This is a genomic window from Enterobacter sp. MEB024, from assembly GCF_030209635.1.
GTDB lineage: Bacteria > Pseudomonadota > Gammaproteobacteria > Enterobacterales > Enterobacteriaceae > Enterobacter > Enterobacter ludwigii.
The window spans coordinates 71,530-83,747 of record NZ_JARVRQ010000013.1 but is presented as its reverse complement, the minus strand read 5'-3'; the positions used below and the strand labels follow the sequence as shown (position 1 = coordinate 83,747).

The following is a 12,218-nucleotide window of genomic DNA, read 5'->3' as shown; positions in this document are numbered from 1 at the left end:
GGGTAGTGAGATAAGCGTTAAAACAGTGTTTTATTTTTGTACGCTTAAAAACTAGACTACGGCCGGAAAAGCGGGGGTGAAGCGCCTCACAAAAGCGTGAAATTTTGAAACGATGGTTTAGAAAGGTTTTCTCCCTCTCCTTGTGGGAGAGGGTCGGGGTGAGGCCATCAGGCCGCATTTACCCCTTGCGGATCACATACCGGTACGGCAGCGTTTCGGTCTGCTGTGCCACCAGCTCATGTTCCATAAAGGTACAAAAACCGGGAATGTCGCGGGTGGTGGCGGGGTCGTCGGCGATGATCAGCAGCGTCTCACCGGTCTGCATGTTGCGCACGGTTTTACGTACCATCATTACCGGCTCCGGGCAGCGAAGGCCCTGAGCATCAAGGGTGTGGTCTGGGCTGGAAAACAGATCGGTCATGTTCTTCTCGGTCAGGTAAAAACGGCTGTAGTTTACGCCCCATCGTCGGCAATGCAACCAGGTTAACGATTGCGTAAAAACTAACCATTGCAATGTCCGGCCAAAGCAGTATCATGCTGCGGTTTTTATTGGGTTCCCTCACCCCAACGTATAAAAAGGTTACAACATGATGCAGTTTTCTGATTCGCAGCGCGTTAAAGCGTTGTTCTGGCTTTCGCTTTTTCATTTGCTGGTGATTACCTCCAGCAACTATCTGGTGCAACTCCCGATCTCCATCTTTGGTTTTCATACCACGTGGGGCGCGTTCAGTTTCCCGTTTATTTTTCTCGCCACTGATTTGACCGTGCGTATTTTCGGCGCACCGCTGGCTCGCCGCATTATTTTCGCGGTCATGCTGCCGGCGCTGTTCATTTCGTACGTGATCTCTTCCCTGTTTTATATGGGAAGCTGGCAGGGGTTCGAGGCGTTAACGCACTTCAACCTGTTTGTCGCCCGTATCGCCTCCGCCAGCTTTATGGCCTACGCGCTGGGGCAGATCCTCGACGTTCACGTGTTTAACCGCCTGCGTCAAAATCATCGCTGGTGGATGGCACCCACGGCGTCCACGCTGTTTGGCAACGTCAGCGACACGCTGGCCTTCTTCTTTATCGCATTCTGGCGTAGCCCGGACGCATTTATGGCCCAGCACTGGATGGAAATCGCCCTTGTGGACTACTGCTTCAAGGTGCTTATCAGCATTGTGTTCTTCCTGCCGATGTACGGCGTCCTGCTGAATATGCTGCTGAAAAGACTCGCAGATAAATCTGAAATCACAGCATTGCAGGCTGGTTAAGGGTTCGCTTTATCAGTTGTGATAAGATGAGCCAATCAGCCGTTATGGCCGTTTATCGAAAGGAAGAAGTTAATGCGCAATCTGGTTAAATATGTCGGGATTGGCCTGCTGGTTGTGGGCCTTGCAGCCTGTGATAACAGCGACACGAAAACGCCTGCTCAGGGCGCGTCTGCAGAGAGCAACGCCACCGGTCAGCCGGTGAGTCTGCTGGACGGTAAACTCAGTTTCTCTCTGCCGGCAGATATGACTGACCAGAGCGGCAAGCTGGGTACCCAGGCGAACAATATGCACGTTTACTCCGATGCAACCGGGCAGAAAGCCGTTATTGTGATTGTGGGCGACGACACCAGCGAAGACCTGGCCGTCATGACCAAACGTCTGGAAGATCAGCAGCGCAGCCGCGATCCGCAGCTGCAGGTCGTGACCAATAAATCTATCGAACTGAAAGGCCACACGCTGCAACAGCTGGACAGCATCATTTCAGCAAAAGGCCAGACCGCTTACTCTTCCGTGGTGCTTGGCAAGGTCGATAACAAACTGCTGACCCTGCAGATCACTCTGCCGGCGGAAAATCAGCAGAAAGCGCAGACAGCTGCTGAAAACATCATTAACACCATCGTGATCCAGTAATTCTTCACGATGATGACGTGGCCTCCGGTGCCTGCACCGGGGGCCATTTTTTTAGCCGCCATGTCAGCATCAATGCGATAACCACCAGACCCGCCGCGGCAAGATAGATTACCGGTACCCCTGCCCACGCCATCACCAGCCCTGCCAGCGGCCCGGTAATGCCCAGCGACATGTCCATAAACACCGTGTAGGTCGCCAGCGCCGACCCCTGGTTCTGCTGTGGCACGGCTTTTACCGCGACCACGCCGAGTGCCGGGAAGACCAGCGAAAAGCCAGCGCCGGCGAGGAAAACGCCCATTTTCGCCATCCACGGTGCGGTGGCAATCCCGGTCAACACCAGCCCGACAATCTCTACCGCAAAGCAGATCAACGCCACATTCAGTCCCCCCAGACGGTTGATACCGTTCGGGAAGAGCAAACGCGCGCCGACAAACGCACAGCTAAACAGCGTCAGGGCAAAGGCTGCGCCGTCCCAGCCTTTGGCGTCATAGAAGAGAGTAATGAACGTGGCGATCACGCCGAAGCCGGTGGTTGCCAGCGCCAGCGCCATACCATAAGGCCAGACGCGCCCCAGCACCGCCCTGAATGGCAGTGGCTTGCCTTTGCTGGCCTTCACCTTCGGGCGCGGCAGGGCAAACAGAATCGCGAGCAGCGCGACGACCATAATGGTGATAGCCAGCCCGGATAGCCCGCCATAGGCATAACAGATCACCCCCAGCGGTGCGCCCAGCGCCATTGCGCCGTAGGTGACGATACCGTTCCACGAGATCACCCGGCCAATATGGGACGCACCCACCACACCCACGCCCCACAGCGTCGAACCGGTGCCCGCCAGACTTTGTCCGATACCCAGAATCACTCGCCCCAGACAGAGCAGCGCCAGGCTGGCCAGCGGCCAGTGGCTGGTGGTGGCGGCCAGCAGGTAGCCCAGACCACTCAGAAAACAGCCGCAGAGCCCGACAATGACGATGCGCTTTGGCCCAAACAGATCCGCATAGCGCCCGGCATGCGGGCGGCTCAGGAGCGTGGCGAAATACTGCAGGCTGATGACCAGCCCCGCCCAGAATGCGCTAAAACCCATGACGTCATGGACATAGCCCGGCAACACCGCCAGCGGCAGGCCAATCGTCAGATAACTGGCGAAGTTAAAAATCACAACGGAAACAATGCGCAGATTGAGGCGCAATCCGCTCAGCGCCGGTTCGGCGGCATGCTCTGGCATGGGGTTTAACCTGAATTTTTACAACAGTGTTTCACTATTACCACGGCAGGATAAGAAAATCAGCACTGACTTTCAGATTATCGGCTCCAGACGAAGCGGCCACCGGGCACTACACTTAACGGGCTATCACATTAAGGAACCCGCATGATACCGAACCAGTCCGACAAAGCAGGACTTCACATCTTATTAAAACTCGCCTGCCTGGTGGTTATCCTCGCAGGTATCCATGCTGCCGCTGACATCATTGTCCAGCTCCTGCTGGCGCTCTTTTTTGCCATTGTGCTTAATCCGCTGGTGACCTGGTTTTTGCGCCGGGGCATCAGCCGTCCGGTGGCCATTACTATCGTGGTCATCGTGATGATGATTGCCCTGACGGCGCTTTTCGGCGTGCTGGCGGCGTCGCTCAGTGAATTCTCCACCATGCTTCCGCAGTACAACAAAGAGCTGACGCGTAAGATCGTTTCGCTTCAGGAGATGATGCCTTTTCTTAACCTGCATATCTCACCCGAGCGGATGTTACGCCGCATGGATTCAGAGAAGGTCATGACCTACGCCACCACCCTGATGACCGGCCTTTCCGGCGCGATGGCCAGCATCCTGCTGCTGGTGATGACGGTGGTGTTTATGCTGTTCGAGGTCCGCCATGTTCCTTATAAGCTGCGCTTTGCGCTGAATAACCCGCAAATTCATATTGCGGGTTTACACCGGGCCCTGAAGGGCGTGTCCAAATATCTGGCCCTGAAAACGCTGTTAAGCGTCTGGACCGGGGTGATTGTCTGGCTGGGACTGATGCTGATGGGCGTGCAGTTCGCGCTGATGTGGGGCGTACTGGCGTTTCTGCTGAACTACGTACCCAACATCGGCGCGGTGCTTTCCGCCGTGCCGCCGATGATTCAGGCGTTTCTGTTCAATGGCTTTTACGAGTGCATGCTGGTGGGGGCGCTGTTTCTGGTCGTGCATATGGTGCTGGGCAATATCCTTGAGCCGCGCATGATGGGCCACCGTCTCGGAATGTCGACGCTGGTGGTGTTCTTGTCGTTGCTGATCTGGGGATGGCTGCTGGGGCCGGTCGGGATGTTACTGTCAGTCCCGCTGACCAGCGTGTGTAAGATCTGGATGGAAACCACCAAAGGTGGCAGCAAACTGGCGATCCTGTTGGGTCCCGGGCGACCGAAAAGCCGACTGCCGGGATAACGGGTCCCACAGCGCGTAACTGTGCAACACACCGAAAATTACCGCGACGCTCACCGCGCGGTAATTTTCATTTTCGGTAAGGAGGATTTCGCGTTATTTATCCCGCCCTAATAAATGAATCGTCATGCAAATATTTATTTAACGCAAATTACACGGCATATAATTCTCACCCTTTCATTTCAATGCATTACACCTCCCGTCACGTAAAATAAATACCCACTTTTATATCGACAAAAATTATCCTCATTAGCGATAATACCCCGCCAAAATATAATTTTTTAAAATTACTGATTTAAATTGTTATTATTGATACGGAGTTGTTGATGAAAAAGATCATTAAATGGTTTGCTACTGTTGCTGTCGTCGGCGCACTGGCCGGTTGCGCGCGTACCGCCCCAATCGATCAGGTTCACGCTACTGTCAGTACAGGCCACACCGCAGAGCAGGTGAAAACCGCCATTCTGAAAGCAGGCCAGAAGCGCGACTGGATCATGAGCGAAGCGGGCCCGGGCGTAATTAAAGGCCGTCTGCAGGCACGCGACCACTCGGTCGAAATCCGTATTCCTTATTCTGCGACAAGCTATTCAATTAATTACGAAAGCAGTATGAACCTGAAAGCCGCCGACGGTAAAATTCACAAAAACTATAACCGCTGGGTTCATAACCTCGACCACGATATTCAGATGAACCTCTCTGCAGGCGCCGCGCTGTAATATTTTCCTCATGTCGGGCCGACATGGCCCGATAACGTTTTTCTCGGCCTCATAAGGTTACGCACACATGTACGAAAAGGACACCCTCAACGCGCTGGATGCCATTACCGAAGCGCAACGCATCGCTTTTGCGCCGATGCTGTTTCAGACCGCGCGTTGTCTGCGTAATTCGGGCGTGCTTTCCTGGCTGGATAAAAAAGGGAAAACAGGGGCAAGTCTCGAGGAAATAACCGAAAACAGTACCCTGAGCAGTTATAGCGTAAGCGTATTGCTGGATATGGGATTAAGCGGACGGATCGTTACCTGTAAAGAAGGGCGCTATTTCCTGGCAAAGGTGGGCCATTTCTTATTGCATGACACCATGACTCGCGTGAATATGGATTTCACGCAGGATGTTTGTTACCAGGGGTTATTCCATCTGGCCGATGCCCTGCAGGAAGAAAAACCGGCGGGATTATCCGTGTTTGGTAACTGGCCAACCATCTATCCGGCATTATCACAATTACCCGCGCAGACAAAAGAGAGCTGGTTCGCTTTTGATCATTACTATTCTGATGCCGCTTTCGACGCGGCGCTGCCATATATATTCGCAAGCTCGCCGACAAAATTGTACGATGTGGGCGGAAATACGGGTAAATGGGCGTTACGCTGCTGCCGCTATGACGACAATGTTGCCGTGACGATCCTTGACCTGCCACAGCAGATAACGCTGGCGCAGGAAAACATCGAAAAAGCAGGTTTATCTCATCGCATTGGCTTCCATGCTGTCGATATGCTTAGTCATGCGACATTGCCGGGTGAAGCCGATATCTGGTGGATGAGCCAGTTCCTGGATTGTTTCTCTCCGGACCAGATTGTCGCCATGTTGACTCGCGTTGCACAGGTTATGAAGCCCGGCGCGCGACTGTGCATCATGGAACTGTTCTGGGATGCCCAAAAATTTGAAGCCGCCTCATTCAGCCTGAATGCTACCTCGCTTTATTTCACCTGTATGGCGAACGGCAACAGCCGGTTTTACAGTGTAGAGAAATTTTATCACTACCTGGAGCGGGCCGGTTTCCACGTAGAACAGCGGCTGGACAACCTTGGGGTAGGTCATACCCTTTTGATTTGTCAAAAAATTGAACAATAGAGCAGTTGAACTGCCCGGCAGGCTTGCCTGTCTTTTAATGATGGTTTTCCGCGGACGCGCGTAGATGAAATTTTCACTGAACATAATTGACTGGCAGGCAAGAGCGCCAGGCCTGAGCGATGCCGCAGAGTGGCAGGCGTGGTCACGCCAGCACCTTACCCTCGACCCGGCTGCGCCGCTGCCTAAGCTTACCGAACTGCCAATGATGACCGCGCGCCGCCTCAACTCGGGCAGTAAGCTGGCGGTAGACCTCGGACTCACCCTGCTTCGCCGCCACGCGATTGATGCCGTTGTCTATTCCAGCCGTCATGGCGAACTGGAGCGTAATTTCCGCATCCTGCACTCCCTGGCGACCGGTCAGGCCGTCTCGCCGACAGACTTTGCCATGTCCGTGCACAATTCGGCGGTGGGCAACCTGACGATCACTGCGCGACACCCCATCGTCTCGTCTTCTGTTTCTGCCGGGCTGGACACCTTCCAGCAGGCATTATATGAAGTGTTGAGCCTGCTTCAGGCGGGCTATTCCCGCGTCTTGCTGGTCGATTTTGACGGCGCCCTGCCCGATTTTTATCATCCGGGTTTACCGCCGCAGATGCCCACCTGGCCCTACGCGCTGGCCCTGGTGATTGAAGCCGGGAGCACACTGCAGTGTGAAACCCACAGCGGCAGCACGGGTGAAGAACCTCCCCTGCCGCAGAGCCTGATGTTCCTGCAACGTTACCTCCGCGATGAACGGCAGTTTGTGGTTTCAGGCGAACGTCTGCTGTGGCAATGGACACGCGAATGAGCCGCCTGACTGCCCGTATCAACTGGTTATGGCGTCTGATGATGACCGGCTTCTGCTTCGTGCTGTTTGGCACGGGCGGGTTGCTGCTGTCGCTGGTGTGGTTCAATCTGCTGTTGCTGGTTCAGCGCGACCGCGCCAGACGCCGTCGCCTGGCGCGTCGCAGTATCGCGGCCAGCTTCCGCTTTTTCTTACATGTCGCCCGTGGCACCGGGGTACTGGACTATCGCATTCACAATCTTGACGCCCTTCGCGGGGATCGCGGTTGTCTGGTGGTGGCCAATCACCCGACGCTGATTGATTACGTGATCCTGGCGTCCGTCATGCCCGAAACCGACTGTCTGGTGAAAAGTGCGTTGCTTCGCAATCCCTTTGTCAGCGGCGTCATTCGCGCAGCGGATTACCTGATTAACAGCGAAGCGGAAACGCTCCTCAGTGCAAGCCAGCAGCGTCTGGCCCAGGGCGACACGCTGTTAATCTTTCCGGAGGGCACACGAACCCGGTCGGGAGAGGCAATTTCCCTCCAGCGCGGCGCGGCAAATATTGCCGTGCGCTGCCACAGCGACCTGCGCATCGTGGTGATCCACTGCAGCGAACCTCTGCTGGATAAAAAAAGTCACTGGTACGACGTACCGCCCGTAAAACCTGTTTTCACCGTAGATGTTCGCGATCGCGTGAATATCGACGCTTTTTACGATGCGAAGACACAAGAACCGGCACTGGCGGCAAGGCAGTTAAACCGGCATCTGCAGCATCGATTAACATCAGGCCTTCAATCTTTGTCAGGAATTAATGATGCAAGCGCTTCATCTTGAAATTAAAAATCTCATCATCACTACGCTGAATCTGGACGAGCTTACCGCCGAGGATATCGATACCGATGCTGCGCTGTTTGGTGATGGACTGGGCCTCGACTCTATCGACGCCCTCGAACTTGGCCTGGCCGTGAAAAACCAGTATGGCGTGGTGCTGTCTGCCGAAAGCGAAGAGATGCGTCAGCACTTCTTTTCCGTCGCCACGCTGGCTTCTTTTATCAACGCTCAACGCGCCTGAGATGTGATCCGTTATGACTGAACAAGAAACCATTTATCAGGAAGTCTGCGAACTCCTGGCTACGCTGTTTGAACTCGACCCACAGGAAATCACGCCTGAGGCTCGCCTGTACGAAGATCTGGATCTGGACAGTATCGATGCAGTGGACATGATTGTTCACCTGCAGAAGAAAACGGGGACGAAAATCAAACCGGAAACCTTCAAATCTGTCCGTACCGTGCAGGATGTGGTTGACGCTGTCGCTCAGCTTTTGCGCGACGAGTAAACCACCGTGCCTGGAGGACGAGCGTTTCCGGCGATCCCACTCCTGACGGGAGTCGTGTTGCTGGCGTGGCCATTCCTGATTGGATTGGGGCTGACGCACAACGGTCTGCACTGGCTGTTGCCGCTGATGGCCCTGGTGCTGGTGCTGCGTCTGCATCAGGCGCGGCGAAACGCAGGCCCGATGCGGTATGTGGTGCAGTGCATTGCGCTGGCAGGCCTGGCGCTCTGCGCGGCAAGCTATCTGCTGAAAGCGCACCAGTGGCTGCTGCTCTATCCGGTGGTGGTTAATCTCGTGATGCTGGCCGTGTTTGGCGGCTCACTGTGGACAACCATGCCGCTGGTTGAACGGCTGGCACGTCTGCGTGAACCGAATTTGCCTCCGGCGGGTGTGCGATATACCCGTAAGGTGACGCTGGTGTGGTGCGGGTTTTTCCTCGGTAACGGTGCGATAGCCCTGTTTACCGTGCTACACGGCGATATGCATGTCTGGACAGTGTGGAACGGTATGGTGGCTTATTTTCTGATGGGCACGATGATGGCGACAGAGTGGCTGGTGCGTCAACGGGTGATGAAAAAAGAGAAGCTCGATGAATAAACCCCTCCCGCTGGGCCAGTGGTTAAATGCTCCACGCCCTGACGACATGCCGATCGCCTGGCTTGACGATCGCACCTGGACGCTGGGTGAGTTGCGCCACGATGTCACCTTGCTGGTAGAAGCATTGCGACAGCAGGAGGGTGAACGCTGGGCGCTGTGCTTTGAAAACAGCTACCTGTTTATTGTTGCGCTGCTGGCCTCGCTGCATGCCGGTAAAACCCCGGTCATTCCAGGCCATAGCCGGGTCTCTCTGCTCGACGAACAGCAGTCGCTGTTTAGCGGTGTCCTGAGCGATAAGACGCTGGATATTCAGGGAAAGGTCATTGTGGTGACCTCCTCCTCCCAGACCGTGCGCCAATGGGCACCGTTGTCCGTCATTGACGACGCGCGCTTTGTTGAGCTTTTTACCTCGGGCTCCACGGGCACCCCACGCCGGGTCATTAAGCACATCACCAGCCTGGACCGTGAAGCATGCCTGCTGGCGAACCGTTTTGGCGAACGCCTGGCGGGCTGCAGCATTGTGGCCTCGGTCGTACCACAACATCTCTATGGCCTGACGTTCCGCATCATGTTGCCAATGGCGATGGGGCTTCCGCTGCACGCCGCCATGCTTTATTACGCTGAGCAGCTGGCGGCACTCCCTCACGACAGGCAGTACCTTTTTATCAGCAGTCCGGCGTTCCTGAAACGGCTGGATACCGAGCTGACTGCCCCTCCCGTCGTGATGCTGATCTCCGCTGGGGGAATGCTGCCCTGGTGCGATGTCACGGAGACCCATGGCTGGCTTAACGTCTGGCCGGATGAAATCTATGGCAGCACCGAAACCGGGATCCTCGCCTGGCGGCACCGTCAGGCGGACAGCGTACCCTGGTTCGCCTTCCCCGGTGTGGTGTTCCAGAGTGAAGGGGAAATCTGCCGCGTGACCTCCCCGCTCATTCACGAAGCCGCAGGGTTACAGCTGGACGATATCCTGCACTTCGACAGTAACGGTTTTTTTAGCATTGCCGGACGTCGTGGTCGGGTGGTCAAAATCGAAGAAAAGCGTATCTCACTGAACGAGATTGAACGTCGCCTGCTGGAGCTTGAGGGCATATGTGAAGCCGCAGCGTTACCGGTTACCCGCGGAGGTCGTCAGGGTATAGGTGTCCTGCTGGTTCTGGATGAGAAGACCCGTCAGCGCTGGCATCAGCAGGGCAAAAAAACGCAGGAACTGGCCTGGCGCCGCGCCCTGCGGCCCTGGCTTGAGCCGGTCGCCGTCCCCCGCTACTGGCGCATTATCGATGAGATGCCGGTAAACAGTATGAATAAGCGTGTCTATGCGCAGTTACAGGAGTTGTTTCATGAAAATTCATGAAATCGAACGCCACCAGGCACAGCCGCAGCACCTGGAAATCGTTTTGCATATTGACCCCTCCCTGTTCTGGTTCCAGGGGCATTTTGCCGTACAGCCGTTGCTGCCAGGTGTGGCACAGATTGACTGGGTCATGCACTACGCCACCACGCTGCTGGCACCGGGTTACCGTTTTCACAGCATCCAAAATGTGAAATTCCAGGCCCCTCTGCTGCCGGATACCACGGTCACGCTGGTCCTTAACTGGCATGCCGAACGTCAGATACTGACCTTCAGCTACCAGCGCCATGCCGGTGACGATCGCCATACTGCCAGCAGCGGGAAGATTCGCCTGTGTCAGTAACCTTCCGCCCCTGCGTGCTGATCCCGTGCTACAACCATGGCGCGATGATGGCAAAGGTACTGTCGCGGCTGGCGCCGTTCGGCTTGCCCTGCCTGGTGGTCGATGACGGAAGTGACGAGCAGACGCGCCGCATTCTGGAGCGTCTGGCCGCCGGGCAGCCCCAGATTACGCTGGTACGTCTGGCGCAAAACGCAGGTAAAGGTGCCGCGGTCATTAAGGGGCTGGAAGAGTCGGCCCGCGCGGGCTATACCCACGCCGTACAGGTGGATGCCGACGGCCAGCATGCTATTGAGGATATCCCCAAAATGCTGGCTCTGGCTGAGCGTCACCCGGAGGCGCTGATATCTGGCCAGCCCATTTACGATGATTCCATTCCGCGCTCCCGCCTCTACGGTCGCTGGATAACACACGTCTGGGTATGGATTGAAACCCTGTCCCTGCAACTTAAAGACAGCATGTGCGGTTTTCGGGTCTACCCGGTCTCGCCCACGCTGCAGCTGGCCGCACGCGTGCCGCTTGGCAAACGTATGGACTTTGACACCGAAGTGATGGTCCGTCTCTACTGGCAGGGCAATACCAGCTATTTTCTGCCGACCCGCGTTACCTATCCGCCGGACGGGTTATCCCATTTCGACGCGCTCAAAGACAACGTGCGGATCTCGCTGATGCACACCCGGCTGTTCTTCGGCATGCTGCCCCGCATTCCCGCCCTGCTGTTTCGTCGTCGCCGCCAGCACTGGGCGCAGCAGGACGAGGTGAAAGGCCTGTGGGGAATGCGCCTGATGCTGCGCGTCTGGCAGCTGTTTGGCCGCCGGGCCTTTACCGTGCTGCTGTGGCCGGTTATCGCGGTGTACTGGCTTACGGCCCGACCGGCGCGACAGGCTTCACAGCAGTGGACAGCACGAGTGAAGCAGGTGCTGACGCAGCGGAACATGCCTGTTCCGCCACGCCTTAACAGCTTTTTCCATTTTATGCGCTTCGGTAACGCCATGCTGGATAAAGTCGCCAGCTGGCGCGGCGAACTGAAGTTTCATCGTGACGTGGTCTTTGCTCCCGGTGCATATGACGTGCTGGATGCTGACGCATCGCAAGGCAAACTGCTGCTCGCATCGCATCTTGGCGATGTGGAAGCCTGCCGGGCACTGGTTCAGCTGGAAGGCAGCAAAGTCATCAACGCGCTGGTCTTTAGCGATAACGCGCAGCGCTTTAAACAGATCATGACCGAGATGGCACCCCAGGCGGGGGTTAACCTGATGCCCGTGACGGACATTGGGCCGGATACCGCTATCGCCATCAAAGAGAAGCTTGAGCGCGGTGAATGGGTCGCCATTGTGGGCGATCGCATAGCGGTCACGCCACAGCGCGGCGGCGACTGGCGGGTGATCTGGAGTTCGTTTATGGGACAGCCCGCCCCGTTCCCGCAAGGGCCGTTTATTCTCGCCTCCATTCTGCGCTGCCCGGTAGTGCTGATTTACGCCCTGCGTCAGCAGGGTGCGCTCACGATACACTGCGAACCGTTTGCCGACCCGCTGCTTCTGCCACGCGGGGAGCGCCAGCAGGCGCTGCAACAGGCCGTCGATCGCTATGCACAGCGGCTTGAGCATTACGCCTTAATGTCACCGCTCGACTGGTTTAATTTTTTCGATTTCTGGCACCTGCCGGATGCCAAAGAGAAGGAGTAAAG

At 56.1% G+C, this 12,218-nt stretch carries 15 protein-coding genes; 13 read left to right on the top strand and 2 right to left on the bottom strand.

Features of this window, described 5'->3' with window-relative positions; translation table 11 throughout:
* Positions 1–178: 178 nt before the first annotated feature.
* Positions 179–421, bottom strand: coding sequence for a sulfurtransferase TusA (gene tusA / locus QRN24_RS18790; RefSeq protein WP_020884537.1), 243 nt, complete (start codon positions 419–421; stop codon positions 179–181).
* Between the two features lie 166 nt (positions 422–587).
* Here tusA and QRN24_RS18785 point away from each other — a divergent pair, with 166 nt between their 5' ends.
* Both QRN24_RS18785 and QRN24_RS18780 read left to right on the top strand, forming a co-directional pair.
* Positions 588–1,253 carry a 7-cyano-7-deazaguanine/7-aminomethyl-7-deazaguanine transporter gene (locus QRN24_RS18785; protein ID WP_020884536.1) on the top strand — a complete coding sequence of 222 codons (666 nt, stop codon included), beginning with the start codon at positions 588–590 and terminating at the stop codon, positions 1,251–1,253.
* Positions 1,254–1,325: 72 nt separating this feature from the next.
* Positions 1,326–1,883, top strand: a complete 558-nt coding sequence (locus QRN24_RS18780; RefSeq protein WP_014172025.1) for a DcrB family lipoprotein — start codon at positions 1,326–1,328, stop codon at positions 1,881–1,883.
* A gap of 4 nt (positions 1,884–1,887) precedes the next feature.
* Here the strand turns inward: QRN24_RS18780 and QRN24_RS18775 are convergent, their stop codons facing one another.
* Positions 1,888–3,105: an MFS transporter gene (locus QRN24_RS18775; protein WP_032679146.1), complete on the bottom strand. Its 1,218-nt coding sequence runs from the start codon at positions 3,103–3,105 to the stop codon at positions 1,888–1,890.
* Positions 3,106–3,249: 144 nt separating this feature from the next.
* On the opposite strand from QRN24_RS18775, the gene QRN24_RS18770 reads away from it, so the two are divergent.
* From QRN24_RS18770 to QRN24_RS18720, 11 genes are all read left to right on the top strand, one after another.
* Entirely contained in the window at positions 3,250–4,299 is a 1,050-nt protein-coding gene (locus QRN24_RS18770; protein WP_014172027.1) for an AI-2E family transporter, read from the top strand.
* 323 nt (positions 4,300–4,622) lie between these two features.
* A complete protein-coding gene (locus tag QRN24_RS18765; protein WP_032679147.1) occupies positions 4,623–5,012 on the top strand; it encodes an LptM family lipoprotein in 390 nt (129 codons plus the stop codon).
* Between the two features lie 67 nt (positions 5,013–5,079).
* Positions 5,080–6,144 carry a methyltransferase gene (locus QRN24_RS18760; RefSeq protein WP_032679148.1) on the top strand — a complete coding sequence of 355 codons (1,065 nt, stop codon included), beginning with the start codon at positions 5,080–5,082 and terminating at the stop codon, positions 6,142–6,144.
* A gap of 64 nt (positions 6,145–6,208) precedes the next feature.
* Positions 6,209–6,931: a beta-ketoacyl synthase chain length factor gene (locus QRN24_RS18755; RefSeq protein WP_032679149.1), complete on the top strand. Its 723-nt coding sequence runs from the start codon at positions 6,209–6,211 to the stop codon at positions 6,929–6,931.
* On the top strand, positions 6,928–7,743 hold the full coding sequence (locus tag QRN24_RS18750; RefSeq protein ID WP_025202835.1) for a lysophospholipid acyltransferase family protein: 816 nt from the start codon (positions 6,928–6,930) through the stop codon (positions 7,741–7,743). The genes QRN24_RS18755 and QRN24_RS18750 overlap by 4 nt, the downstream gene beginning before the upstream one ends.
* Positions 7,724–7,981, top strand: coding sequence for a phosphopantetheine-binding protein (locus QRN24_RS18745; RefSeq protein WP_020884530.1), 258 nt, complete (start codon positions 7,724–7,726; stop codon positions 7,979–7,981). Before QRN24_RS18750 ends, QRN24_RS18745 begins: the two co-directional genes overlap by 20 nt.
* A gap of 13 nt (positions 7,982–7,994) precedes the next feature.
* Entirely contained in the window at positions 7,995–8,246 is a 252-nt protein-coding gene (locus QRN24_RS18740; RefSeq protein ID WP_014172033.1) for an acyl carrier protein, read from the top strand.
* A gap of 6 nt (positions 8,247–8,252) precedes the next feature.
* Positions 8,253–8,840 carry a COG4648 family protein gene (locus tag QRN24_RS18735; RefSeq protein WP_032679150.1) on the top strand — a complete coding sequence of 196 codons (588 nt, stop codon included), beginning with the start codon at positions 8,253–8,255 and terminating at the stop codon, positions 8,838–8,840.
* Positions 8,833–10,194 carry a class I adenylate-forming enzyme family protein gene (locus QRN24_RS18730; protein WP_284942963.1) on the top strand — a complete coding sequence of 454 codons (1,362 nt, stop codon included), beginning with the start codon at positions 8,833–8,835 and terminating at the stop codon, positions 10,192–10,194. Before QRN24_RS18735 ends, QRN24_RS18730 begins: the two co-directional genes overlap by 8 nt.
* The gene (locus QRN24_RS18725; protein WP_032679152.1) at positions 10,181–10,534 is read left to right on the top strand and encodes an ApeI family dehydratase; all 354 of its coding nucleotides are present in this window, start codon (positions 10,181–10,183) and stop codon (positions 10,532–10,534) included. Before QRN24_RS18730 ends, QRN24_RS18725 begins: the two co-directional genes overlap by 14 nt.
* Entirely contained in the window at positions 10,525–12,216 is a 1,692-nt protein-coding gene (locus QRN24_RS18720) for a glycosyltransferase family 2 protein (RefSeq protein WP_032679153.1), read from the top strand. Before QRN24_RS18725 ends, QRN24_RS18720 begins: the two co-directional genes overlap by 10 nt.
* Positions 12,217–12,218: the final 2 nt, after the last annotated feature.

What these genes read in the sequence shown, in the direction of transcription:
- tusA (WP_020884537.1), bottom strand. Translation starts at nt 421, where the DNA reads ATGACCGATCTGTTTTCCAGCCCAGACCACACCCTTGATGCTCAGGGC.
- QRN24_RS18785 (WP_020884536.1), top strand. Translation starts at nt 588, where the DNA reads ATGATGCAGTTTTCTGATTCGCAGCGCGTTAAAGCGTTGTTCTGGCTT.
- QRN24_RS18780 (WP_014172025.1), top strand. Translation starts at nt 1,326, where the DNA reads ATGCGCAATCTGGTTAAATATGTCGGGATTGGCCTGCTGGTTGTGGGC.
- QRN24_RS18775 (WP_032679146.1), bottom strand. Translation starts at nt 3,105, where the DNA reads ATGCCAGAGCATGCCGCCGAACCGGCGCTGAGCGGATTGCGCCTCAAT.
- QRN24_RS18770 (WP_014172027.1), top strand. Translation starts at nt 3,250, where the DNA reads ATGATACCGAACCAGTCCGACAAAGCAGGACTTCACATCTTATTAAAA.
- QRN24_RS18765 (WP_032679147.1), top strand. Translation starts at nt 4,623, where the DNA reads ATGAAAAAGATCATTAAATGGTTTGCTACTGTTGCTGTCGTCGGCGCA.
- QRN24_RS18760 (WP_032679148.1), top strand. Translation starts at nt 5,080, where the DNA reads ATGTACGAAAAGGACACCCTCAACGCGCTGGATGCCATTACCGAAGCG.
- QRN24_RS18755 (WP_032679149.1), top strand. Translation starts at nt 6,209, where the DNA reads ATGAAATTTTCACTGAACATAATTGACTGGCAGGCAAGAGCGCCAGGC.
- QRN24_RS18750 (WP_025202835.1), top strand. Translation starts at nt 6,928, where the DNA reads ATGAGCCGCCTGACTGCCCGTATCAACTGGTTATGGCGTCTGATGATG.
- QRN24_RS18745 (WP_020884530.1), top strand. Translation starts at nt 7,724, where the DNA reads ATGCAAGCGCTTCATCTTGAAATTAAAAATCTCATCATCACTACGCTG.
- QRN24_RS18740 (WP_014172033.1), top strand. Translation starts at nt 7,995, where the DNA reads ATGACTGAACAAGAAACCATTTATCAGGAAGTCTGCGAACTCCTGGCT.
- QRN24_RS18730 (WP_284942963.1), top strand. Translation starts at nt 8,833, where the DNA reads ATGAATAAACCCCTCCCGCTGGGCCAGTGGTTAAATGCTCCACGCCCT.
- QRN24_RS18725 (WP_032679152.1), top strand. Translation starts at nt 10,181, where the DNA reads ATGAAAATTCATGAAATCGAACGCCACCAGGCACAGCCGCAGCACCTG.